Source organism: Streptomyces sp. CC228A (genome assembly GCF_021390935.1).
GTDB lineage: Bacteria > Actinomycetota > Actinomycetes > Streptomycetales > Streptomycetaceae > Streptomyces.
Map to the genome: position 1 here is coordinate 19092 of NZ_JAJPUI010000009.1, position 23977 is coordinate 43068.

Annotated in this window: 19 protein-coding genes and 2 pseudogenes; 12 read left to right on the forward strand and 9 right to left on the reverse strand. The window is 72.9% G+C overall.

Going from position 1 to position 23977, the window contains the following annotated elements:
• Positions 1–92: 92 nt before the first annotated feature.
• The gene (gene argS / locus L6E17_RS23625) at positions 93–1883 is read right to left on the reverse strand and encodes an arginine--tRNA ligase (protein ID WP_236242764.1); all 1791 of its coding nucleotides are present in this window, start codon (positions 1881–1883) and stop codon (positions 93–95) included.
• A gap of 272 nt (positions 1884–2155) precedes the next feature.
• Between argS and lysS the strand changes: the two genes are divergently transcribed.
• Together lysS and L6E17_RS23635 are read left to right on the forward strand one after the other, a co-directional pair.
• The gene (gene lysS, locus L6E17_RS23630) at positions 2156–3910 is read left to right on the forward strand and encodes a lysine--tRNA ligase (protein WP_236242765.1); all 1755 of its coding nucleotides are present in this window, start codon (positions 2156–2158) and stop codon (positions 3908–3910) included.
• Positions 3911–4080: 170 nt separating this feature from the next.
• On the forward strand, positions 4081–4296 hold the full coding sequence (locus tag L6E17_RS23635) for a hypothetical protein (protein WP_236242766.1): 216 nt from the start codon (positions 4081–4083) through the stop codon (positions 4294–4296).
• A 110-nt stretch (positions 4297–4406) separates the two neighbouring features.
• On the opposite strand, the gene L6E17_RS23640 is transcribed toward L6E17_RS23635, so the two are convergent.
• The 4 genes and pseudogenes from L6E17_RS23640 to L6E17_RS23655 form a co-directional block, all read right to left on the reverse strand.
• Positions 4407–5162, reverse strand: a complete 756-nt coding sequence (locus tag L6E17_RS23640) for a hypothetical protein (RefSeq protein WP_236242767.1) — start codon at positions 5160–5162, stop codon at positions 4407–4409.
• A gap of 547 nt (positions 5163–5709) precedes the next feature.
• A pseudogene (locus tag L6E17_RS23645) lies at positions 5710–6426 on the reverse strand (DUF2637 domain-containing protein); the annotation flags it as partial.
• A gap of 187 nt (positions 6427–6613) precedes the next feature.
• Entirely contained in the window at positions 6614–7360 is a 747-nt protein-coding gene (locus L6E17_RS23650; RefSeq protein WP_236242768.1) for a DUF3558 domain-containing protein, read from the reverse strand.
• Positions 7361–7481: 121 nt separating this feature from the next.
• Positions 7482–8357: a DUF3558 domain-containing protein gene (locus tag L6E17_RS23655; RefSeq protein ID WP_236242769.1), complete on the reverse strand. Its 876-nt coding sequence runs from the start codon at positions 8355–8357 to the stop codon at positions 7482–7484.
• 174 nt (positions 8358–8531) lie between these two features.
• On the opposite strand from L6E17_RS23655, the gene L6E17_RS23660 reads away from it, so the two are divergent.
• Entirely contained in the window at positions 8532–9725 is a 1194-nt protein-coding gene (locus L6E17_RS23660) for an RtcB family protein (RefSeq protein WP_236242770.1), read from the forward strand.
• Positions 9726–9732: 7 nt separating this feature from the next.
• Here the strand turns inward: L6E17_RS23660 and L6E17_RS23665 are convergent, their stop codons facing one another.
• Complete coding sequence (locus tag L6E17_RS23665) at positions 9733–10497, reverse strand: SDR family NAD(P)-dependent oxidoreductase (protein ID WP_236242771.1); 765 nt, start codon at positions 10495–10497, stop codon at positions 9733–9735.
• A 132-nt stretch (positions 10498–10629) separates the two neighbouring features.
• Here L6E17_RS23665 and L6E17_RS23670 point away from each other — a divergent pair, with 132 nt between their 5' ends.
• Positions 10630–11106: a hypothetical protein gene (locus tag L6E17_RS23670; protein ID WP_236242772.1), complete on the forward strand. Its 477-nt coding sequence runs from the start codon at positions 10630–10632 to the stop codon at positions 11104–11106.
• A 94-nt stretch (positions 11107–11200) separates the two neighbouring features.
• Here the strand turns inward: L6E17_RS23670 and L6E17_RS23675 are convergent, their stop codons facing one another.
• Both L6E17_RS23675 and L6E17_RS23680 read right to left on the reverse strand, forming a co-directional pair.
• Positions 11201–11938 (reverse strand): Mut7-C ubiquitin/RNAse domain-containing protein, encoded by a 738-nt coding sequence (locus L6E17_RS23675; protein ID WP_236242773.1) that lies wholly within the window; start codon positions 11936–11938, stop codon positions 11201–11203.
• 347 nt (positions 11939–12285) lie between these two features.
• Positions 12286–12771, reverse strand: coding sequence for a hypothetical protein (locus L6E17_RS23680; protein ID WP_374109137.1), 486 nt, complete (start codon positions 12769–12771; stop codon positions 12286–12288).
• A 559-nt stretch (positions 12772–13330) separates the two neighbouring features.
• Between L6E17_RS23680 and hemL the strand changes: the two are divergent.
• The 8 genes and pseudogenes from hemL to L6E17_RS23720 all read left to right on the forward strand — a co-directional run bounded on the left by hemL (position 13331) and on the right by L6E17_RS23720 (position 22295).
• Positions 13331–14649, forward strand: a pseudogene (gene hemL / locus L6E17_RS23685) (glutamate-1-semialdehyde 2,1-aminomutase).
• Positions 14646–15329, forward strand: coding sequence for a histidine phosphatase family protein (locus tag L6E17_RS23690; RefSeq protein WP_236242775.1), 684 nt, complete (start codon positions 14646–14648; stop codon positions 15327–15329). Before hemL ends, L6E17_RS23690 begins: the two are co-directional and overlap by 4 nt.
• Before the next feature lie 636 nt (positions 15330–15965).
• Positions 15966–17231: a hypothetical protein gene (locus L6E17_RS23695; protein ID WP_236242776.1), complete on the forward strand. Its 1266-nt coding sequence runs from the start codon at positions 15966–15968 to the stop codon at positions 17229–17231.
• A gap of 148 nt (positions 17232–17379) precedes the next feature.
• Positions 17380–17994: a TlpA disulfide reductase family protein gene (locus L6E17_RS23700; RefSeq protein WP_236242777.1), complete on the forward strand. Its 615-nt coding sequence runs from the start codon at positions 17380–17382 to the stop codon at positions 17992–17994.
• Between the two features lie 3 nt (positions 17995–17997).
• The gene (locus tag L6E17_RS23705; RefSeq protein WP_236242778.1) at positions 17998–18735 is read left to right on the forward strand and encodes a cytochrome c biogenesis CcdA family protein; all 738 of its coding nucleotides are present in this window, start codon (positions 17998–18000) and stop codon (positions 18733–18735) included.
• 284 nt (positions 18736–19019) lie between these two features.
• Positions 19020–20681: a cytochrome c biogenesis protein ResB gene (locus L6E17_RS23710; RefSeq protein WP_374109138.1), complete on the forward strand. Its 1662-nt coding sequence runs from the start codon at positions 19020–19022 to the stop codon at positions 20679–20681.
• On the forward strand, positions 20678–21766 hold the full coding sequence (gene ccsB / locus L6E17_RS23715) for a c-type cytochrome biogenesis protein CcsB (protein ID WP_236242780.1): 1089 nt from the start codon (positions 20678–20680) through the stop codon (positions 21764–21766). The genes L6E17_RS23710 and ccsB overlap by 4 nt, the downstream gene beginning before the upstream one ends.
• 97 nt (positions 21767–21863) lie before the next feature.
• Complete coding sequence (locus L6E17_RS23720; protein WP_236242781.1) at positions 21864–22295, forward strand: SRPBCC family protein; 432 nt, start codon at positions 21864–21866, stop codon at positions 22293–22295.
• A gap of 131 nt (positions 22296–22426) precedes the next feature.
• On the opposite strand, the gene L6E17_RS23725 is transcribed toward L6E17_RS23720, so the two are convergent.
• Complete coding sequence (locus tag L6E17_RS23725; RefSeq protein ID WP_236242903.1) at positions 22427–23974, reverse strand: hypothetical protein; 1548 nt, start codon at positions 23972–23974, stop codon at positions 22427–22429.
• Positions 23975–23977: the final 3 nt, after the last annotated feature.

Below are 23977 nucleotides of genomic sequence, written 5' to 3' on the forward strand. Positions count from 1 at the left end.
CGCTCACGCAGAAGGGGCGGCGGTCGCTCACCGCCGCCCCTCGCGTGCGTCTGCCGCCGGGCTCGGCCCGTGGGGGCCGGGCGCGCGGGGGCTCAGAGCCGCTCGGGCGTCCGGATGCCCAGCAGGGCCATGCCCTGCCGCAGGGTGCGGGCGGTCAGGTCGCACAGGAACAGCCGGTTCTCCGACTGCTCCGGCGTGTCCGCCTTCAGCACCGGGCACTCCGCGTAGAACGTCGTGTACAGCGACGCCAGCCCGTACAGGTACGCGGCCAGCTTGTGCGGCTCGTACGACTCCGCCACCTCGGCCAGCGCCTCCCCGAACCGGTCCAGGTGCAGGCCCAGCGCGCGCTCGGCGGGGGCCAGGTCCAGCTCCGGGTGGGGGACCGGCTCGGCGTCGCCCGACTTGCGGAGGATGGACTGGATACGGGCGTACGCGTACTGCAGGTACACCGACGTGTCGCCGTTCAGCGACACCATCTGGTCCAGGTCGAACTTGTAGTCCCGGGCCGCCGACGTCGACAGGTCGGCGTACTTGATCGCGCCGATGCCCACCTGGGCGCCGCGCTCCGCGATCTCCTCCTCGGTCAGCCGCTCGTCCTCCGGCAGGTTCTCGGCCTTCTCCCGGACCACCGCGGACGCCCGGTCGATCGCCTCGTCCAGCAGGTCCACCAGCCGGACCGTCTCGCCCTCACGGGTCTTGAACGGCTTTCCGTCCTTGCCGAGGACCGTGCCGAACGCCAACTGGACCGCCTTCGTGCCCTCCTTCAGCCAACCCGCCCTGCGGGCCGTCTCGAAGACCATCTTGAAGTGCAGCGACTGCCGCGCGTCCACCACGTACAGCAGGGTGTCCGCGCCCAGGTTCTCCACCCGGTCGCGGATCGCGGACAGGTCCGTCGCCGCGTACCCGTACCCGCCGTTCGACTTCCGCACGATCAGCGGCACCGGGTTGCCGTCCGGGCCCTTCACGTCGTCGAAGAACACGCACAGCGCACCCTCCGAGCGGACGGCGACACCGGACTCCTCCAGCAGCCGGCAGGTCTCGTCCAGCATGTCGTTGTAGCCCGACTCGCCGACCACGTCCGCGTCGTCGATCACCATGTCGAGCTTGGTGAAGACCGAGTAGAAGTAGATCTTCGACTCGTCGACGAACCGCTGCCACAGCTTCAGCGTCTCGTCGTCGCCGGACTGGAGGAGGACGACCCGGTCGCGGGACCGCGCCTTGAACTCCTCGTCCGAGTCGAACAGCGCCCGCGACGCCTTGTACAGCCGGTTCAGGTTCGACATCGCCTCCTCACCGGAGGCGGCCGTGTCGCTGCTGTCCGCCTTGTGGTCCAGCTCGTGCGGATGCTCGATCAGATACTGGATCAGCATGCCGAACTGCGTGCCCCAGTCCCCGATGTGGTGGCGCCGGACCACCTTCTCGCCGGCGAACTCCAGGATCTGCACCATGGCGTCGCCGATGACCGCCGACCGCAGGTGGCCGACGTGCATCTCCTTCGCCACGTTCGGCTGGGCGTAGTCGATCACCGTGGTGCCGGCGTCCTGCGCGTACGGCACGCCCAGCCGGTCGTCGCCGGCGCGGGCCGCCAGCGTCTCGGTGATCGCCCGGTCGCCGACCGTGATGTTGAGGAAGCCGGGGCCCGACACCTCGACCTCCTTCAGGACGGGGTCACCCGACGGCAGCGCGTCCACCACCTTGGCCGCCAGCTCCCGCGGATTGCCCTTCAGCTTCTTCGCGAGGGCCAGGATGCCGTTGGCCTGGAAGTCGGCCCGGTCGCTGCGTCGCAGCAGCGGGTCGGCGGCGCCGGCCTCCGGCAGGGCAGCCGAGAGGGCGTCCGCGAGACGCTGCTGGACGGTCGAAGCGAGAGAAGGGACCGAGGCCATGAGCTTCCGTTCCTGATCGTCGAGGCGCCGCCGGGCCGCTGCGGCGCCCCTGACGACTTTTTCCGGTTGTCAAGTGTCCCACGTGGCGGCAACCTCTTTACTCCCGACGCCCGCGCCTGTGGACAACCGCCGGCGCCCGCCGCCCCACAGCCTGTGGACAACCTCGGGCGCACGACTTCCGTCTGGGAGAATGGGCGCAGGGCGACACCCCGCGGCGCACGCGGGCCCCACCCCGCACCACCTTCGAAACCCACACCAGAGACATCAAGGACGTGCCGATCGTGGCTCAGAGCAGCACCGAGACCGACTGGGTCTCCCGTTTCGCGGACGAGGTCATCGCCGAGTCGGAGCGACGTGCGCCTGGCAAACCGGTCGTGGTCGCCTCCGGTCTCTCGCCCTCGGGCCCCATCCACATGGGCAACCTCCGCGAGGTCATGACCCCGCACCTCGTCGCCGACGAGATCCGCCGCCGCGGCCACGAGGTCCGGCACGTGATCTCCTGGGACGACTACGACCGCTACCGCAAGGTCCCGCAGGGCATCCCCGGCGTCGACGACACCTGGGCCGACCACATCGGCAAGCCCCTCACCTCGGTGCCCGCCCCGGCCGGCTCCCCGCACGCGAACTGGGCGGAGCACTTCAAGGCCGCCATGGTCGAGTCGCTGGCCGAGCTCGGCGTCGAGTTCGACGGCATCAGCCAGACCCGGATGTACACCTCCGGCGCCTACCGCGAGCAGATCCTGCACGCGATGAAGCACCGCCACGACATCGACGCGATCCTCGACCGCTACCGCACCAAGGACAAGACCACCGGCCAGCCCAAGGCCAAGGCCCAGAAGCAGCAGCAGAAGCCGGTCGACGAGGCCGAGCTCGCCGCCGCCGAGGGCTCCGGCGCCGCCGGCGAGGACGACGGCTCCGGCGGCTCCGCGGGCTACTTCCCGTACAAGCCCTACTGCGGGCGCTGCGAGCGCGACCTCACCACCGTCACGTCCTACGACGACGAGACCACCGAACTCACCTACACCTGCGTGTGCGGCCACTCCGAGACCGTCCACCTGCGCGAGTTCGACCGCGGCAAGCTGGTGTGGAAGGTCGACTGGCCGATGCGCTGGGCGTACGAAGGCGTGATCTTCGAGCCCAGCGGCGTCGACCACTCCTCCCCGGGCTCCTCCTTCGTCGTGGGCGGCCAGATCGTCCGCGAGATCTTCGACGGCGTGCAGCCCATCGGCCCCATGTACGCCTTCGTCGGCATCTCCGGCATGGCCAAGATGTCGTCCTCGAAGGGCGGGGTGCCGACCCCCGCCGACGCCCTGAAGATCATGGAAGCACCGCTGCTGCGCTGGCTCTACGCCCGCCGCAAGCCCAACCAGTCCTTCAAGGTCGCCTTCGACCAGGAGATCCAGCGGCTGTACGACGAGTGGGACAAGCTGGAGGCCAAGGTCGCCGACGGCACCGCCCTCCCGGCCGACGCCGCCGCCCACTCCCGTGCCGTACGCACCGCCGCCGGCGAGCTGCCCCGCACACCGCGCCCGCTGCCGTACCGCACCCTCGCCTCCGTCGTCGACATCACCGCGGGCCACGACGAGCAGACCCTGCGCATCCTCAGCGAACTCGACCCGGCCGACCCCCTGGCGTCCCTCGACGAGGTCCGGCCCCGGCTGGACCGCGCCGAGAACTGGATCACCACCCAGGTGCCGGCGGACGCCCGCACCATCGTGCGCGAGGAGCCCGACACGGAGCTGCTGCGCTCGCTCGACGACGAGGGCCGCGAGTCGCTGCGGCTGCTCCTGGAGGGCCTGGACACGCACTGGTCGCTGGACGGGCTCACCACGCTCGTCTACGGCGTGCCGAAGGTCATGGCCGGGCTCGACCCCGAGGCCAAGCCGACGCCCGAACTGAAGACGGCCCAGCGCGCGTTCTTCGCGCTGCTCTACCGGCTGCTCGTCAGCCGCGAGACCGGCCCGCGTCTGCCGACCCTGCTGCTCGCCGTCGGCGCCGACCGCGTCCGCAAGCTGCTCGCCGCCTGACGGCGGGCTCGGCTCCGGTCCGGGGCCCGGCACGGGGCCGTGTGACGGAGGGCCTCACCCGCACGGTGTGCGCGGGTGAGGCCCTCCGGCCGTTCCTGCACCCTTGGGATGACCGCGGCCTCGCCCCCGAGCACGACGCGACCGGCCCGTCCGTGCGGGACCGTGGACCCATGAGGGAACTCGTCGCGCTCGTCGGTTGGCTCGTCGGCATCCAGGGCGTCCTGGGCATCGCCGGACGGGCCTTCGGAGACCACCCGTGGGGGCTGCTGCACCGGTGGTGGGACATCCCCACGCCCGGCTACGCCGTGCTCGCCCTCGTGGGCGCCGCTCTCGCGGTGTACCGGGAGACCGCCAAGGCCCGCGCCCGCTCCGCGGGCCGCCCCTGACCCGGCCGGCCGCCCCTGGCCCCGCGGCCCTGGCCCGGCCGCACCTGGCCCCGAGGCCCTGGCCCGGCCGCACCTGGGCGCGTCGCCCTGGCCCGGCCGCCGCTCGGCCCCTAGGCGATGTGCTCGGCCTCCAGCTCGGCCTGGTAGCGGTTCTTGAACTCCGGCAGCAGTCGGCGCAGCAGGGCGGCACTGCGTGGGTGGCTCACCCCGTACGCGTCCGTGAGGTGTATGTCCAGGACGTCTGCGCTGGGCCAGTTGCCGTTCTGCCGGGCGTAGGTGCGGAACACGTCGTACGCCAGGCCGGCGAACTCCTGGGTTCCGGAGGTGTCCGGGTCGTCCTCGCCGCCGTCGGCGGCGGCGGCAGTCTCCGCGGCCCCGTCGGCCTCCTGCTGCGTGGGGGCGTACGTCCCCGTGTAGGTGTCGGGCGCCACCTTGGGCGCGGCGAACCAGGGGCTGTGGTGGGTGTTCGGTGCAGGGTGCGCCTGCTCGCCGGGGGAGGCGCCGGTGCGGCCGTGCTCCTGCCCGTACGCCGGCTGCTCCTGGCCGTACACGGGCGGGCCGTACTGCGGCTGGGGGAACCCGGGCTGCGGGTACCCCTGCGGCGCCGGGTAGGGGGCGCCGTGCTCCTGCGGGGCGTCGGGGCCGGGCGCCTGGGGCGGCAGGGCGTCCGCGTACCCGGCGCCGGCCTGCTCCGCGTGCGCGGCTTCGCCCTCCGCCTCCGTCCGCGGCCGCACCGGAGGCTGCGGCCGGAACTGCCGGGGATGCGGCTGGTCGTAGGGGCCGGGCCGGCCGAAGGGCTGCTGCGGGGCCGGGCCCGCGGCCTCGGCGTGCGGCCGGTCCGCCTGCCCGGCGGCCTGCTGCGCCACGTGTCCGGGCACCTGGCCCTCTGCCCGCACGGGGGCCTGGCCCTCTGCCTGCACGGGGGCCTGGCCCTCTGCCTGCACGGGGGCTGGCCCTCTGCCTGCGCGGTGGCCTGCGGCCGGTCCTGCGCGCCGGTCCGGGCGGCCTCCCGCACACGGGACCGGGCGGCGTCGCCCGCCGGGCCCGCCTGCCCGCGGGGTTCCCGGGCCTGCCCGGGCTGCGGCCCGTCGGGCTTCGGGGCGCCTGGGGCATGCCCCTGCGGGCACGGGCGTCGGCCCGGCCCCCTACCGCGTGCGGCGGCTCGGGAGCCACCGGTCCGCCCTGGCCGCTCCTGTACGCGCCCTCCGCGCCGTCCTCGGCCACACCGGCCTCGGCACCTGCACCGGCCTCGGCTTCCGCGTCCGGCTGCGGCTGCCGGTCCGGGCGCTGCGGCGTCGCCTGCCGCGGCAGCTCGCCCGCCGCGCCGACGGGCCCGGCGGTGACCGCGGCCACCGCGGTGTCCGCCGTCACCGCCTGCGCCTTCACGGTCTCCACCGTCACGGTGGTGCCCGCCGCCACCGGCTTGGGCGGCAGCAGCACCGGCTCGATGCCCGCCGCCGCCAGGCCGGCCGGCGCCGTCTCCGCGAGCGGCACCCCGATCCTGGCGAGCCGCAGCGGCATCAGCGCCTCCACCGGGGCCTTGCGCCGCCAGCCGCGCCCGAACCGGGCCTGCAGCCGCGCCTGGTAGATCATCCGGTCCTGTTCGAGCTTGATGACCTGCTCGTACGAGCGCAGCTCCCACAGCTTCATCCGGCGCCACAGGCGGAAGGTCGGTATCGGAGACAGCAGCCACCGTGTGAGCCGCACGCCCTCCATGTGCTTGTCGGCGGTGATGTCCGCGATCCGGCCGACCGCGTGCCGGGCGGCCTCCACGGTGACCACGAACAGCACCGGGATGACGGCGTGCATGCCGACGCCCAGCGGGTCGGGCCATGCCGCCGCGCCGTTGAAGGCGATCGTCGCGGCCGTCAGCAGCCACGCCGTCTGCCGCAGCAGGGGGAAGGGGATCCGGATCCACGTCAGCAGCAGGTCCAGGGCGAGCAGCACGCAGATGCCCGCGTCGATGCCGATGGGGAAGACCAGCGAGAAGTCGCCGAAACCTTTCTTCTCGGCCAGGTCCCGCACCGCCGTGTACGACCCCGCGAAACCGATCGCGGCGATGACCACCGCGCCCGCGATGACGACACCGATCAGGACACGGTGCGTCCGTGTGAGCTGCATCGCGGGCACGCGCGGTCCCTCCCCCACTCAGATCCGAAACTCGGGGGCACAGCCTGACACACGCCGCCGGGAGCCCACCTCCTGGGGCTCACCGCGGGAGCCGGCACCCCTGCGCCTCCCCGTGGGAGAGCGCCCCTGCGGCAGCCGCAGGGCCAACGCCCCGAAGGGCCCCGCCTGCTGGTGGGCCGTCACCGCGTCAGGCGTTCGCCTTCGCGACGGCGGCGACCGCCTCCTGCGCGGCCTTCACGGCGCCCTCGACCATGTCCTCGTTGGACGGTGCCTTCGCTCCCGCGTAGCCGGTGCCGTTGTACGAGACGGTGACCACCACGTTCTCCGTGCGGGCCACGACGACCGCGTAGCGGAAGTCCGCGTCGGTCTTCCTCAGCTCGTACGTGATGGTGGTCGCCTCGTTGCCGACGCCCTTCGCCGGGGCGGTGGCCACCTTCTTGGCGCCTTCGAGGGTCTGCGTCTCGGCCACCTTGTCGGTGTACTTGCGCTGGGCCCGCTGCTCGGCGCTGCCGATCGCCTGCTCCGACTCGAACCGCAGCAGCGACACGTCGATCCAGCGGTAGTCGGAGCCCTTGACGCCCTTGTCGTCCAGCCCGTTCCAGGAGCAGGCGGCGCGGGCCCCCAGGTCGGTCGACTGGCCCGGTGTGCCGCCCTTCTTCTTGGCCTCGGGCACCAGCTCGTCGACCGTCTTCTCCGCGAGCGTCCTGCACGCGTCGGGCAGCTTGGCGAACTTCGCGGGCGCGACGCTGGGCGAGGGCTTGGCCGAGGGCGACGGCGGCGCGGAGGCGCCGGCCGCGGGGGAGGACGTGGCTCCGGCTCCACTGCTGCCGGATGCGTCGGAGTCGTCCGAGGAGCAGGCGGCGGTGACCAGCAGCGCCGGGACGACGGCTGCACAGGCGAGTATGCGGGTGAGGCGCGGGGCTGATCGGTGCATGGTTCCTTCAGTCGGTCGCTCTGTCTGTCGCGTGTCGGCCGCTTGCCGGCCCGGCCACGTTAGCCCGATTCGGCCGCGGGCCGGCAGGGCCCGGCCGCGGCCGACCGGGCCGTGACGGCGCTCACTCCTCGAATCGGTCGGCCAGTTGCCGGGCCAGTCTGCGTGCCTTGTCCTGCAGTTCCTCACTGTCCGGAACCTCCCCGACACGTGCGGCCTGCGCCGCGTACCGCACGGTCACCAGCACGTTCGATGTGCGGAACACCACGCTCACGGTGCGCTGCTGCGCGGTGGCGCCCGCGGGGGTGACGACGTCGTTCAGGAACGCGATGTCCCCGAGGTCCTCCAGTGCGCGGGGGCGCAGCTCGTCCGGGGTGGCCGAGGGTGCGGGCGCGCCGGGGGCGGAGGCGCCGGCCGAGGAGCTGGGGGCGGGTGCGGCGGTCTGCGCCTGCGGCCCGTCGGCCGTGCCGGCGGTGGTGCTCGGGCTGCCGGACGCGGCCGGGACCGCGGCCCCTGAGGGCACCGCCGCGGTGGAGGCGTTCGGGGTGCGCGCGGGCAGCCCGGCCTCGGCCTCCTTGTCGGTGAAGACCTCCTGGGCGCGGTCGTCGTCGCTGACGGCCGGGTCGTAGGAGACGACGCGCTCGAAATCGAGCGTGAGCTGGTGGTGGGCGGCGGTGCCGTCCGCCTTCCAACTGCACCCGGCGCGGCGGCTGCTGTCGTACGTGACGGCGGCGGCGCCCCGCAGGACGCGGTCGCGCTGCTCGGGCGGCAGGTCGGCGGCGCCGGGCAGCAGTTCCTGCAGGAGGGCCCGGCCCACGGAGCCGCACGGTTCGAAGAGGGTGCTGTAGCGGCCGGGGGCGGCCGCGGGGCCGGCGGCTGCGCCGGTCTTGGAGTCGAGCGCGGCGCCGCCGTCGGCGGAGCCCGAGGTGCACCCGGCGAGCCCGGTGGCGAGGACCGCGGCGAGCGCGGCCAGGCTGGGTGCGTACGCCCTTCGCTGCACGGTCCCGGGCTCCCTTCGCTGCGGGTGGACGCTGAAAACGGCTTGCCGGTGGTCGGCGGCCGGTGAACACAATGTGTATCGCACGCACAGCCGTCGCTGCCGTTCCACTGCCCCATGTGTGGCTACTGGCACCGGTTTTTGCGATTTCGGACTTTTCGGGGGGATAGAGGAACCATGTCGTACGTAGAGGTGCCCGGGGCGAAGGTCCCGATCCGGATGTGGACGGACCCCGCCACGGTCGAGGACGCCGCGATGCAGCAGCTCCGCAACGTCTCGACGCTGCCGTGGATCAAGGGGCTGGCCGTCATGCCGGACGTGCACTACGGCAAGGGCGCGACGGTCGGCTCGGTCATCGCCATGCGCGGTGCGGTCTGCCCGGCGGCGGTCGGGGTGGACATCGGCTGCGGCATGTCCGCGGTCAGGACGTCGCTGACGGCCAACGACCTCCCGGGCGACCTGTCGGGCCTCCGCTCCAGGATCGAGGCGGCAATCCCGGTGGGCCGCGGGATGCACGACGAGATGGTCGACCCGGCGCAGCTGCACGGCTTCTCCCCGGCCGGCTGGGACGACCTGTGGGGCCGCTTCGACGGCGTCGCCGAGGCCGTCCGGTTCCGCCGGGAGCGCGCCGCCAAGCAGATGGGCACGCTCGGCAGCGGGAACCACTTCGTGGAGGTCTGCATCGACACGGCCGGTGCGGTGTGGCTCATGCTGCACTCCGGGTCCCGCAACATCGGCAAGGAGCTCGCCGACCACCACATCGGCGTCGCCCGGTCGCTCCCGCACAACCAGGACCTGGTGGACCGCGACCTGGCCGTGTTCGTCGCCGACACGCCCGAGATGGCCGCCTACCGCAACGACCTGTTCTGGGCGCAGGAGTACGCGAAGCACAACCGCGCGCTCATGATGGCGCTGCTCAAGGGCGTGGTCCGCAAGGAGTTCAAGAAGGCCAAGGTCTCCTTCGAGCAGGAGATCTCCTGCCACCACAACTACGTGGCGGAGGAGCGCTACGACGGCATGGACCTCCTGGTCACCCGGAAGGGCGCGATCCGGGCGGGCAGCGGCGAGTACGGCATCATCCCCGGCTCGATGGGCACCGGCTCGTACATCGTGAAGGGCCTCGGGAACGACGCGTCCTTCAACTCCGCCTCGCACGGCGCGGGCCGGCGGATGAGCCGCAACGCCGCCAAGAGGCGGTTCACCGCCGGCGACCTGGCCGAGCAGACGCGGGGCGTGGAGTGCCGCAAGGACTCCGGCGTGGTCGACGAGATCCCCGCCGCCTACAAGCCCATCGAGCAGGTCATCGACCAGCAGCGGGACCTCGTCGAGGTCGTCGCGAAGCTGAAGCAGGTCATCTGCGTGAAGGGCTGAGCCCGGGTCACAGCTCCCGGTGGATCTTGGTGTTGGACGCCTGGGCGCGGGGCCGGACGACCAGCAGGTCGATGTTGACGTGCGGCGGGCGGGTGACCGCCCAGGCGACGGTGTCGGCCACGTCGTCGGCCGTGAGGGGCTCGGCCACGCCCGCATACACCTTCGCGGCCTTCTCCGTGTCGCCGTGGAAGCGGGTGGTGGCGAACCCCTCGGTCTTCACCATGCCGGGGGCGATCTCGACGACGCGGACCGGGGTGCCCACGATCTCCAGGCGGAGCGTCTCCGCGAGGACGTGGGCGCCGTGCTTGGCGGCCACGTAGCCCGCGCCGCCCTCGTACGTGCCGTGGCCCGCGGTGGAGGAGACCACCACCACCGTGCCCGCGCCGCAGGCCGTGAGGGCGGGCAGCAGCGCCTGCGTCATGTGCAGGGTGCCGATCACGTTGACCTCGTACATGCGGCGCCACTCGTCGGGGTCGCCGGTGGCGACCGGGTCGGCCCCCAGGGCGCCGCCCGCGTTGTTGACCAGCACGTCGCAGCGGTCGAGCGAGGCCGCGAAGGCGTCGACCGCCGCGCGGTCGGTGACGTCCAGAGGGTGCGCGGCCGCCTCGTGGCCCGCCGCGGAGAGCTCGGCGGCGAGGGCCTCGACGCGGTCCTTGCGCCGGGCCGTGAGGACCACGCGGTGGCCGGCTTCGGCGAGGCGGCGGGCGGTGGCCGCGCCGATGCCGCTGCTGGCTCCGGTGACGACGGCGACGGGGCGGGCGGCGGCGGTCATGTCGGGCGCTCCTCGCGAGGGGTCAGGGGACTGCGGGGTGATCCGCCGTCAGCATAGGTGTCCGGGGTGAACGGGGGACACGGCCGCGTGGCTGCCGCGGTTCATACCGTGTGAAATGGATACCTTTCGGCCATGTCTGCGATGCGTAGAGCCGCCCTCGCGGCGGCTGCCGCCATGGCCGCGGCCGTGGGTGTCCCGCACAGCGCGCTGGCCGCAGCGCCCGAAGCCGACGTGGCGCACCACGGGTACGCCGCGCTGTCCTCCGGCGGGCGGCTGGACGTGCTGGTGCTGAGCCGGAACCTCGGGCCTTCGGACCTGGAGGACGCGACGCTGCGGGTCACCGTCTCGGTGCCGCTCGCGGAGGTCGGCCGCACCCTTCCCGCGGGGTGCCTGCGCGGCGGCGACCGGGTGGTGCTGTGCTCGACGGGCGCCCTGCCCGCCGACGGCACCGCCCAGGAGGTCGCCCTGCGCCTCCAGGTGGAGGGCACGCCGTTCGAGGTGACGGTACGGGTCGACACCGTGTGGTGCGGGGGTGCGACCGACCGGTACCCGGACGACAACGACCAGCGGGTGCTGGTGCCCGCCACCGGGGACCCGTACGCCTTCTGACCGGGGTGCGGGCGCCGGGTCCGGGCCGCCTCGCGGTCGGGGCGCGGGCGCCGGGGCCCCGGCGGGGCGGGTGACCGGGCCGGTGCGGCCGCGGTCAGGCGGCCGTGCCGTCGCCGAAGTCGCGCAGGGCGGTGCGGACGATGGTGTCGAGGCGGGAGTGGTGCGCGCCCCGCCAGTAGACCCGGCCGCACGCGGTGCAGCGCGCGAACACGTCGTACGTCCGCTCGGTGCCCTGCTCCAGGTGGTCGCGCACCTCGTCCTTGTGCGCCTCGGTGAGCTCGCCGTTGCAGGCGGTGCACCGGGTCCAGGGCGCGAGGCGCGGGGCGAACCGCTCCAGGACGTCCCGGAGCTGGTCGTCGGGCCGGTGGCTGTACACGTACGCGCCGGCCCACAGCTCGCGGCGGCGCAGCAGGCCCCGGTCGCGGGAGAGCATCACGCGCTGCTCCCGCGCGGACCGGGTGGCGAGCGCGGCGTCGCCGATGTCCTCGCTCTCGTACGCCGCGTCGACGCCGAGCAGCCGCAGGCGCCGGGCGAGGGTGCCGAGGTGGACGTCGAGGAGGAACCGGAGGGGTGCGCCGGGCACCTGCTGGGGGCGGTCGACTCCGCGTACCTCGATCTCCTCGCCGTGCGCGGGGACGTGCGAGGGGGCGACGGCCCGGCCGTCGGCGAGCAGGGCGCCGACCTCGGTGAGGGGGACGCCGAGGGATTCCACGACGTGGCCGAGGGTGGACACCCCGTCGGTGAGGACGGCCGTCCGCCCGGCGCGGCGGGCGGCGGGTACGAAGAGGCCCAGGGAGGGGGCGAAGCGTATGTGGATCTCCGGTCCGTTCACGCGGCCAGAATGCCACCGGCGGCGCTGCCCGGCCAGGCGTTTCGGCCGCCGAGGCGCGGTGGCGCCCGCCTGCGGGGCCGCGGGTTCCCGGCACGGCCGGGGCGTGCGGCCGGTGCCGCTGGTCCACGCGCCCCTGTGCGGTGTCCCCGGCGTTGGCCCTGGACGCGGGGGCCCGCCGGACGCAGATGCTCGCCGGGCCCCGGGCGGTCAGGCCCCGAAAGGGCGGTCGGCTCCCAGGAAAGGGGCGGTCAGGCCCCGAAAGGGCGGTCGGCTCCCAGGAAAGGGGCGGTCAGGCCCCGGAGGGTGAGGGGCTCCAAGGGGTGGTCAGGCCGCAGAGGCGGTCGGGGTCACCCCCAGACCAGGCAGTACGGCTGGTGGCCGGCTTCGTGGAGGCGTACGGAGAAGTCCTGCCACTCGTGCAGCAGCCGGTAGACGGTGAAGGCGTCGCTGGGGCCGCTGCGGTCGGGGACGGTGGACCAGATGAAGGCGGCCGCGCCCACGGACTCCTCGCCGACGCCGCGCAGCGGGTCGACGACCGTCGTGGGGAGCTTCACCACGGCGTAGTCGGGGTGCAGGACGACCAGTTCGAGCGGGGGGACCTTGTGGAGGGGCATGCCCTGGAGCCCGGTGAGGACCATTGCGGCTATGGTCTCCGGCTTGATCTTCGTGAAGAGGCCGCCCATGCCCAGCTCGTCGCCCCCGAGCTCCTCGGGGCGCATGGAGACGGGGACCCGTGCGGCCGTGGCGCCGTTGGGGGCGCCGAAGTACTTGTACGTCACGCCCATGCCGCGGCCGCCGCCCCTGCCGGCCAAGGGGTCACCGCTCATGGCCATGGGCCCGCCTCCCACGGGGGTGCCCCGCTCCGCCGCGTCGTACCGCTCCGCCGCGGGGTCGTCCCGCTCCACGGGATCCCGCTGTCGCCGGTGCCTCCCCCGCCGGGCAGGCCCGGGACCCCGGTCGCCCGTCCCGTCGCCCCGTCCGCCACCGCGCTGCATATCTCCACCCGACTGCTTGCTGGGCGGCACGGTCCCCGCCGTGCGACCCGATCATCGTGTCAGTGACCTCCCCCGCGGGCGTGTGGTGAAACACCTGTTCCGCTGGAACGTCCGGGCCTCTGACACCATGGTTTCCGTGAGCTGTCCCTATGACGCCCCAGTTTCGCAGACGCGGAGGACTGGCGCCTTGCCTAAAAGAAGGTTCGGAAACCCTTCGTGAGCCTGATGAAACAAGATCGTGAGGTAACGACTCCCGATCGAGCAAGGGCGTCGGCCCGATCGCGTCAATCCGGTGGACCGGAGTGGCGCGAAAGGGGCCGCTGCTCGCCCGCCAGGTAGCTGCACGCCAGCCGTCCGCTAGCCGTCCGTCCACTCGTTCTCGCAGGTCAGGACCCAAGTGTCGTATTCATACGAAGCCCCAGTGTCACAGTCGCTCTTCGACCGCGCGTCCCGCGTGACGCCCGGCGGCGTGAACTCTCCCGTCCGGGCCTTCCGCGCCGTGGGCGGTACGCCCCGTTTCATGGTGTCCGGTACGGGTCCGTACCTTACGGACGCGGACGGGCGCGAGTACGTCGACCTCGTCTGCTCGTGGGGGCCGATGATCCTCGGCCACTCCCACCCCGAGGTGCTCGCCGCCGTGCAGCAGGCGGTGGCGCGCGGGACGTCCTTCGGGACGCCCGGCGAGGGCGAGGTGGCGCTCGCCGAGGAGATCGTGGCGCGGATCGCGCCGGTGGAGCAGGTGCGGCTGGTGTCCAGCGGCACCGAAGCCACGATGTCGGCGATCCGGCTCGCCCGCGGTTTCACCGGGCGCGCCAAGGTGATCAAGTTCGCGGGCTGCTACCACGGCCACGTGGACGCGCTGCTGGCGGCGGCCGGCTCCGGGGTGGCGACCTTCGGGCTGCCCGACACGCCCGGTGTGACGGGCGCCCAGGCGGGCGACACGATCGTGCTGCCGTACAACGACCTGGAGGCGGTGCAGGAGGCGTTCCACCGCCACCCCGGCGAGATCGCCTGCGTGATCACGGAGGCGTCTCCGGGCAACATGGGCGTGGTGCCGCCGCGGCCGGGCTTCAACCAGGGCCTGAAGGACGCGTGCGCGAAGAACGGCGCGCTGTTCGTCTCCGACGAGGTCATGACCGGTTTCCGCACCTCGAAGGCCGGCTGGTACGGCGTCGACGGCGTGGTGCCGGACCTGATGACGTTCGGCAAGGTCATGGGCGGCGGCTTCCCGGCGGCGGCGTTCGGCGGCCGGGCGGACGTCATGGCGCACCTGGCGCCGGCAGGCCCCGTCTACCAGGCGGGCACGCTGTCGGGGAACCCGATCGCCACGGCGGCCGGCCTCGCCCAGCTGCGGCTGCTGGACGACGCGGCGTACGCCAAGGTCGACGCGGTGTCGAAGGAGATCCAGGGGCTGGTCACCGACGCGCTCGCGAAGGAGGGCGTGGCGCACCGGCTGCAGACCGCGTCCAACATGTTCTCGGTCTTCTTCACCGACCGCGAGGTGTTCGACTACGAGGACGCCAAGCGGCAGGAGGCCTTCCGGTTCACCGCGTTCTTCCACGCGATGCTGGCGCAGGGCGTGTACCTGCCGCCGTCGGCGTTCGAGTCGTGGTTCGTGTCGACGGCCCACGACGAGCGTGCCGTCGAGCGGATCGCGGCCGCGCTGCCGCCGCCGCCCGCGCCGCCGCCGAGGCGGCGCCGGAGGCCGCCGTATGACCGGGGGCAAGGACGTCACCGTCGTCCACCTGATGCGCCACGGCGAGGTGCACAACCCGGACGGCATCCTGTACGGGCGCCGGGCCGGCTACCACCTGTCGGAGCTCGGCCGGCAGATGGCCGACCGGGTCGCCGAGCACCTGGCGGACCGGGACGTCACCTACGTGGTGGCGTCGCCGCTGGAGCGGGCCCAGGAGACGGCGGCGCCCATCGCGAAGGCGCACGCCCTGGACCTGGCCACGGACGAGCGGCTGATCGAGGCGGGCAACGTCTTCGAGGGCAAGACCTTCGGCGTGGGCGACGGCGCGCTGCGCAGGCCGGGGAACTGGCGCCACCTCACCAACCCGTTCCGCCCCTCGTGGGGCGAGCCGTACATCGACCAGGTGGTACGGATGATGGGCGCGCTGAACGCGGCGCGGGACGCGGCCCGCGGCCACGAGGCGGTGTGCGTGAGCCACCAGCTGCCGATCTGGATCGTGCGGAGCTTCGTGGAGCGGCGGCGGCTCTGGCACGACCCGCGGCGGCGGCAGTGCACGCTGGCGTCGCTGACGACGTTCACGTACCACGGCGACGCGATCGTGTCGGTCGGCTACAGCGAACCGGCGCGGGACCTCGTGCCGCCGCACCTGCTCGCGGGCGCGAAGCCGGTGAAGGGGAAGTCCAAGGCGTTCGGCGCGTAGCGGGGCGCCCTGCGGGGGCGGCGCCCGCCCCCGCACCCCCGCGGCGAGGGCGCGTCCCCGCCCGTGGCCGGGCCTGTGTCTCTCTGTGGCCCCGGACCGGCCCCGCGGCACCGGGCCGCGCTCGTCCCGTACGCCTTCCGTACACCCGCATTCATCGGGCCCGCGTCCTTCGCGTGGCGCCGGATGAGCCCGTGGTGGTGGGCCGCGTCCTTCCCGTGGCGCCGGATGAGCCCGTGGTGCTGGGTCGGCCCGTGGTGCCGGGCCGCGTCCTTCCCGTGGCGCCGGACCAGTCCGCGGCGCCGGACCGGCCCGTGGTGCCGGGCCCGCGTTCGTCCCGTGCGTCTTCCGTACGCCTGCATCCCTCGGGCCTCCGCCCGGGGACGCCCGTGCGGGGGCGCGGGCCCGAGGCCGGGGCGTGCTGACCCGCGCGGCCCGCCCCGCGTCGCGGAGGCCGCGCCGTCCCACCCGCCGTGCGATCAGGGGGACGCTTTTCGGCCACAGTGATTCCGTACGAAGATCCCCGCATCTTCTTCCCCTTCGCGGCCTCGCCACGGGAACCGGCAGCTCTTTTCCGCCATCTTTGCCAGTGCCGGTCCGGACGTATGTCCGGAGCACGCGAGCACGGAGGGGGAAAGCATGCGCGAGATCACCCGAAGGGCGTTGCTGGGTGCCGGAGTCGGGACCGCCGCGGCGGCCGGACTGGCCGGCTGTGGGCTCACCGGCGGCAGCGGTGGCGGCGCGGGGCCCGGAGGCCGGGGCGGCGACGGCAAGGGCGCCGACGGCAAGGGCGGCGACCGGGGAGGGCCCGGCGGTGGGAAGCCGCAGGGTCGGCTCATAGGGGACGGCTCCACAGCGGACACCGGGAAACAGCCGCACCAGCCCGAGCGGCCCGTCCCGCTGGAGCCGGGCCAGACGCCGCCGCAGTTCGTGGTGTTCTCCTGGGACGGCGCGGGCGAGGTCGGGAACGGCCTGTTCCCCCGGTTCCTCGACCTGGCGAAGAACCACGGCGCGGCCATGACGTTCTTCCTTTCCGGGATCTATCTGCTGCCCGAGTCGAAGAAGACCCTCTACCGCCCGCCGAACAACCGCGTCGGCGCCTCCGACATCGGATACCTCACCGACGACCACATCAAGGACACCCTCGCCGCCATCCGCCGCGCCTGGCTCGAAGGCCACGAAATAGGAACGCATTTCAACGGCCATTTCTGCGCCGGATCCGGATCCGTCGGGAACTGGTCCCCGGAGCAGTGGCGCAGCGAGATCGACCAGGCGGTGACCTTCGTCACCGAATGGAAGACCCACACCGGCTGGAAGGACGAGGACCCGCTGCCCTTCGACTACCGCAGGGAACTCGTCGGCGGGCGCACCCCCTGCCTGCTCGGCCGGGACGGCCTGCTGCCCACGGCGAAGAAGCTCGGCTGGCGCTACGACGCCTCGTCGCCCGGCGGCCTCCAGGTGTGGCCCGGCAAGCGCCAGGGCCTGTGGGACCTGCCGCTCCAGGCGATGCCCTTCCCCGGGCGCTCCTTCGAGGTCCTCTCCATGGACTACAACATCCTCGCCAACCAGTCCGGGAACACCACGAAGGGCGTGCCCTCCCGCTATCCCGGCTGGCGGAAGCAGGCCACCGAGGCGTATCTGAGCGGATTCCGGCGGGCGTACGAAACGAACCGCGCGCCGTTCTTCGTCGGAAACCACTTCGAGCAGTGGAACGGTGGCATCTACATGGACGCCGTCGAGGAATCCCTCAAGGGGATGGCGGGGAAGAAGGACGTGCGGCTCGTGTCCTTCCGCCAGTTCGTCGACTGGCTCGACGTGCAGGACCCGGAGATCCTCCGGAAGCTGCGCGGACTCGGTGTCGGAAAATCCCCCGCCGGCGGCTGGAAGTCGTACCTGCGGGCATGATCGACGCGCCGCCTTGATCACCTGCGCTCTGCGCTCCTTTCCTTATGCGGGCTTCACTTAGCCCGCCCTGACAAGGGGCTTCATGGGTCTTTCGGGCGACCGAGGGGGGTGGGCAAGATCCCGGAATGGGCCATGCGAAACTTTTCACATGAGCCTCAGCCGTGCCCCCCGAGGGTTTCTGCTCACTGCCGGTGCCGTGACGGCCGCGCTCCTGCTCACCGCGTGCAGCGGTGACACGGGCAAGTCCGGCGGCGGCGGGAACACCAACTTCATCACCAACGCCGGCGGCGTCTCCACCGTCGCCAGGGGCGAACGCCAGGCCCCCCACAACCTCGCCGGTGAGACGCTGGACGGCGAGAAGCTCGACGTGGCCGACTTCAAGGGCAAGGTCGTCGTCATGAACGTCTGGGGCTCCTGGTGCGCGCCCTGCCGCGCCGAGGCGCCGCACTTCCAGAAGGTCGCCAAGGAGCTGAAGCCCGAGGGCGTCGAGTTCGTCGGCATCAACACCCGCGACCCGCAGAAGGACAAGGCACTCCTCTTCGAGGAGGAGTTCGGCATCACCTATCCGAGCCTCCACGACCCCATCGGAAAGATCGTCGTCAACGGCTTCCCCCGCGGCACGCTCAGCCCGCAGTCCATTCCCTCCACCGTCATCCTCGACCGCGACGGCAACATCGCGGCACGGTCGCTGAAGGAACTCGGCGAGGACGACCTGCGGTCCCTCGTCAAGCCGCTCATCGCCGAGAAGGCGTCGGGGAAGTAGTCGATGAACGACACCGTCCTCAGCGGGGCCCTCCTGCTGGCGCTGCCCCTGGCCCTGCTCGCCGGCCTGGTGTCCTTCTTCTCCCCGTGCGTCCTGCCGCTGGTGCCCGGCTACCTCTCGTACGTCACCGGGGTCACCGGTACCGACCTCGCGGAGGCGCGGCGGGGCCGCATGGCCGCCGGGGCCGCGCTGTTCGTCCTCGGGTTCACCGCCGTGTTCGTCTCCGGCGGCGCACTCTTCGGGTACTCCGGGCAGACCCTCCTCGCACACCAGGAGCTGCTCAACCGGATACTCGGCGTGGTCATGATCTTCATGGGGTTCTTCTTCATGGGGTTCATGTCCTGGGTGACCCGCCGCGAGTTCCGCTTCCACCGGCGTCCGGTGTCCGGCCTCGTCGGGGCGCCGCTGCTCGGCGTGCTCTTCGGCGTCGGCTGGACCCCGTGCGTCGGGCCGACGCTCGCCTCCGTGAACGTCCTCGCCCTGAACGAGGCCAGCGCGGGGCGCGGCGCCCTGCTGACGTTCGCGTACTGCCTCGGTCTCGGCGTCCCGTTCATCGTGACGGCCGTCGCCTTCCGCAAGGCGCTCGGCGCCTTCGGCTGGGTGAAGCGGCACTACGTGTGGGTGATGCGGATCGGCGGCGGCATGATGATCCTGACCGGTGTGCTGCTGCTGACAGGGGCGTGGGGCGTCCTCGTGCAGCAGATGCAGAGCTGGTCGCAGGGGTTCACGGTGGGAATCTGAGGCACGATGAGCAACACGGAACGCACCGGGTCGACGGAGTCGGCCCGGCACACGCAGGAAGCCCACCCGAAGCCCGCCGGGCCGACGGGCGACACGGGCCGTCCCGAGCCCACCGGGCCCACGGGCGGCACCGGCCGTCAGGGGCGCCCTGGAAGCCCGGGGGGTAACGGCCGCCGCGGCCGGACGGCGGCACGGGAGAGCACGGGCCCGCCGGAGCGGCGGACGAGGGCGGCGAGCCGGGATCCGCCGAGCGCGCCGAGTCGCAGGAGGCGACCGGGCGGGGCCTGTCCACCGCGCCCGTCCAGGAGCCGGACGACGCCGTCACCCTGCCCGCGCTCGGCCTCGTCGGCTGGATCCGCTGGTTCTGGCGGCAGCTGACGTCCATGCGGGTCGCGCTGCTCCTGCTGTTCCTGCTGTCCCTCGGCGCCGTCCCCGGTTCGCTCATCCCGCAGAACAACGTCGACGACACCAAGGTCCGCGCCTTCATGGAAAGGCACGAGACCCTCGGTCCGATCTACGACAAGCTCCAGCTGTTCGACGTCTACAGCTCGGTGTGGTTCTCCGCGATCTACATCCTGCTGTTCGTCTCCCTCATCGGCTGCATCGTGCCCCGCACCTGGCAGTTCGCGGGGCAGCTGCGCAGCCGTCCGCCGGGTGCGCCCCGCCGCCTCACCCGGCTGCCCGCGTACGCGACCTGGCGCACCACGGCCACGCCCGACGAGGCCCGCGAGGCCGCGCTGCGGATGCTCCGCAAGCGCCGCTTCCGCAGCCATGTGGCCGGGGACGCGGTCGCCGCGGAGAAGGGCTACCTCCGGGAGGCCGGAAACCTCCTCTTCCACGTGGCGCTGATCGTGATGCTCGTGGCGTTCGCCTGCGGCCAGCTCTTCCGCTCCGAGGGCGGCAAGCTGATCGTGGAGGGCGAGGGCTACGGCTTCGCCAACACCCTCACCCAGTACGACGACTTCCGCTCCGGCAGCCTCTTCGCCCTCGACGACCTGGAGCCGTTCAGCTTCGAGCTCAAGCAGTTCACGGGCACCTACGAGACGGGCGGCCCGCAGCGCGGCACGCCCCGCACGTTCGAGGCGGACATCCGCTACTCCGAGGGCGGCGGCCCCGAGAAGAAGGCCGTCATCCGCGTCAACGAGCCGCTCAGGATCGGCGACGCGAAGGTGTACCTGATCTCCCACGGGTACGCGCCCGTGGTCACCGTCCGGGACGCCCGCGGCAAGGTGGTGTCCAGCGAGCCCGTGCCGCTGCTGCCGATCGACGCGAACGTCACTTCCACCGGCGTGCTCAAGGTGATGGACGGCTACCGCGACGCGAAGGGCGAGAAGAAGCAGCTCGGCTTCCCGCTGTTCTTCGTGCCGACGTACGCGGGCAAGGGACAGGGGCAGATGTTCTCCGAGTTCCCCGGCCTGGCGTTCCCCGCGCTGAACCTGTCGGCCTACCAGGGCGACCTGCGGATCGACTCCGGCATCCCGCAGAACGTCTACCAGCTCGACACCAGCAAGATGACCCCGTTCAAGGACAAGAACGGCGACATCTTCAAGCAGACCCTGCTGCCCGGCGAGACCATGACCCTTCCCGACGGGGCCGGTACGGTCACCTTCGAGAAGGAGATCCGGGAGTGGGCCGGCTTCCAGGTCTCCCAGCAGCCCGGCAACGGCTGGGCCCTCGCCGGGTCCGTCGCCGCCCTCGCCGGCCTGGTCGGCTCGCTGTTCGTGCAGCGCCGCCGCGTCTGGGTGCGGGCCGCCGCGGGTGAGGACGGCGTGACCGTCATCGAGATGGCGGGGCTCGGCCGCAGCGAGTCCGCCAAGCTTCCGGAGGAACTGGCCGAGCTCGCGGCCGAACTCCACGCCGTGGCGCCCACCGCGCCGGAGCCAGCGGCTCCGGCGGCCGGCGCCGACACCGACCAGGCTGTTCCCGCCGAAGGGGCCAAGCAGTGACCGACATCGCCGCCGCGACCAACGAGAATCTCGCGCAGATCAGCAACGTCCTCGTCTACTCGGCGATGGCCGTCTACACGCTGGCGTTCCTCGCGCACATCACCGAGTGGGTGCTCGGCAGCCGCAGCAAGGTCGGCCGCACGGCCGCCGCGCTCGCCCCCGCGCACCGGACCGCCGCGGCGCCCGCCGTGCAGGTCCGCACCGCGGGCGGCGGCACCCAGGTCCTCGACAAGCCGAAGGTCGTCACCCGCGCCGCCGCCGGCGCCCGGGACGTACCGGACGGCCCCGGAGCCGCCGGCGGGGACCTCAAGGGCGACCTGTACGGGCGGATCGCGGTCTCCCTCACCACCCTCGCGTTCCTGCTCCAACTGGGCGCCGTCGTGGCTCGCGCCCTGTCGGTGCAGCGGGCGCCCTGGGGCAACATGTACGAGTTCTCGCTGACGTTCTCCACGGTGGCGACCGGCACGTACCTCGCGTTCCTCCTCGCGGGCAAGAACGTCCGCTGGCTGGGCCTGCCCCTGGTGACGACGGTCCTCCTCGACCTGGGCGTGGCCACGACCTGGCTGTACACCGAGAGCGACCAGCTCGTCCCGGCCCTCGACTCGTACTGGCTGTGGATCCACGTCTCCACCGCGATCTTCTGCGGCGCGGTGTTCTACATCGGCGCCGTCGCCACGATCCTGTACCTCCTCAAGGACAAGTACGAGGCGAAGGCGGCGCTCGGCGAGAAATCGGGCGCGTTCGCCCGGTCCGTGATGGAGCGGCTGCCGTCGGCGGCCTCCTTCGACAAGCTGGCGTACCGGGTGAACGCGGCGGTGTTCCCGCTGTGGACGTTCACGATCATCGCGGGCGCGATCTGGGCGGGCGACGCCTGGGGCCGCTACTGGAACTGGGACCCGAAGGAGGTCTGGTCCTTCATCACCTGGGTCGCTTACGCCTGCTACCTGCACGCGCGGGCGACGGTCGGCTGGAAGGGCCGCAAGGCGGCGGCGCTGGCGCTGGTGGCGTTCGGCTGCTGGCTGTTCAACTACTACGGCGTGAACATCTTCGTGGACGGCCTGCACTCCTACGCGGGCGTGGAGTGACCCGGCAGCCAGCCGTACGCGGGCGCGGAGCGACCTGGGGGGAGCCCAGGGCCGCGCTGCGGTAGCGGCGCCGCGGCAGCCGCGCGACGCTGGAGGCATGGACGTCGCTCACGCCCCGCACGCCCCGCACGGTACGCGGACGGTCCGGCAGGTGGTGCACCTGCCGCGCCCGGAGGAGGACGTCTGGCCCGCCCTCGCCGCGCGGCACGGGCTGCGGTCGTGGCTGGCCGCGGTCGACGTGCTGGAGCCGAGGCTCGGCGGCGCGGTGGCGCTGCGGTGGCTGGACGACCCGGCCGGTGCGGCGGTCACCGGGACGGTCACGGCCTGGGACGTCGAACGGGTCGTCGAGTACACGTTCACGGGCGGGGCCGGCCGGGTCCGCTTCCACCTGGAACCCGGCGAGCACGGCGACCGCGCGGCCACCGTGCTCCGCCTGACCCACACGTTCGACGGCCCTGAGGCGCTGCGCGAGGACCAGGAGGCGGCCTGGCGGGTGCGCTTCGACCGGCTGTCGGCGGTGCTGCTCTGACACCGTCGGCGGGACGGTGGTGGTGCCGGCGGTACGGCGCCGGCCCCGTCGGCGGCACGGTGGTGGTGCCGTCGGCGGCGGTGCGGTGCCGGGTGCGCCTGCCCACCGCCCCGGACATCCCGCCGCCGCTCTCACTGCCGCGGTGGCAGGCAGTCCGCCGCCGGAGGCTTCCCCTCAGGCCAGGCCATGGCGACGAACGCCGGTGTGCCGCGCGTCAACTGCACCACCGGCACCGCCTTGTTGTGCGGGTTGCCGTAGTTGTCCAGGCAGATCCAGCCGCTCGCGCCCTGCACTTTCAGGGAGCCCTTCACCTGGGGCCACTGCCGTGCCACGTCCGCCACCGGCGGCAGGTGCCGCCCCGGCGGCGTGGCCTCGCGGACCGCGCGCACGGCCGCCGCCAGCGCGTCGTACGCGATGATGGCCTGCCCGTCGGCGAGCGCGGTCGGCCCGATGGGCCCCGCGGGCGCCTTGGAGACCTCGGCGAGGGTCCGTACGAACGTGTCGTACGCCTCCGTCGACCCGCCGGTCGCGGGCGCCTCGTAGCCGTCGCGGGCGCGCCACGCGTCGGGGTGGGCGAGCGCCGCGTACCGGACCGTGAGGCCCTTCTCCAGCGCCGACCGGTCGAGCTGCGGGTCCGCGCCGAGGTAGGAGCCCTCGTCGCCGGTGAGCAGCGTGAACGAGCGGTCCTTGCAGCCGCGGCCGCCCAGCGCGTTGATGAACTGCCGCAGTTGGACGTGGCGCCCCGCGAAGAAGATCGTCTCCGCGCGGGTGTCGCACACCAGGTGGGTGATCTGGCGGAACGTGTTGGCGGTGGTGCCCTCGGCGTTCGGGTCCTCGCCGGAGGTGAAGAGCTGCGGCTCGTACGGGGAGCGCGAGAGCAGCGAGGAGAAGGCGTCCTTCAGGGTGTCGGTGTAGTGGTCGCCGGTGCGGGTGTCGTGGACCAGCAGCGCCTTCGCGGCGTTGACGCGGCCGAAGTGGGCCAGCGCCCGCGCCTCGTCGCCGTTGGTGGGGGACACCCGGGCGAGGCCCGGGAAGGGGGAGCCGCCGGGGCCGTTGGCGATGTCGTCGGCGGTGATGGTGGTGCCGACGGTGGCGATGCCCGCGCCGGTGAGCTCGCCGACGGCCGAGCGGACGGCGGTGGAGCTGGTGGCGATGCCGGACACCGCCCGCAGGTGGTGCGGTGCGCCCGTCATCGTCTTCAACTGCTCGACGGGGACCTTCCAGTGGGCGTTGTCCTTGCCGGTGTTGGCGAGCAGCAGCCGGATCTTCGGGGCCTCGTTGTTCTGCCGGTTCGCGCGGTACTGCTGGGCGAAGGCGCCCTGCAGCTCGTGCCGCATCTTGGCGCGGAGGCCCGCGTCGGCCGACGTCAGCGGCAGCAGCAGCGCGACCGTGGCGTACTCGCCGTCCTTCAGGGCCGCGTTCTCGCGGCCGATCGCGGCGGCGACCTGCGCCAGCCCGTCCTCGCCGAAGGCGTAGCCGTCCCCGGCGGAGGCGACGCCCACGCACTCGTCGCTGCCGACCGGGCGGACCACGCCGGGGGCGCACGAGCGGTCCTCGGGCGTGGTGACGCGCCGGACCACCGTGACGGTGCCCCACGCCAGCAGGGCGAGCACCACGGTGCTGGTCACGATCCGCTGACGGGTGGTGTAGAAGACGCGGTAGCGCAGGGGGTTGCGCATGCT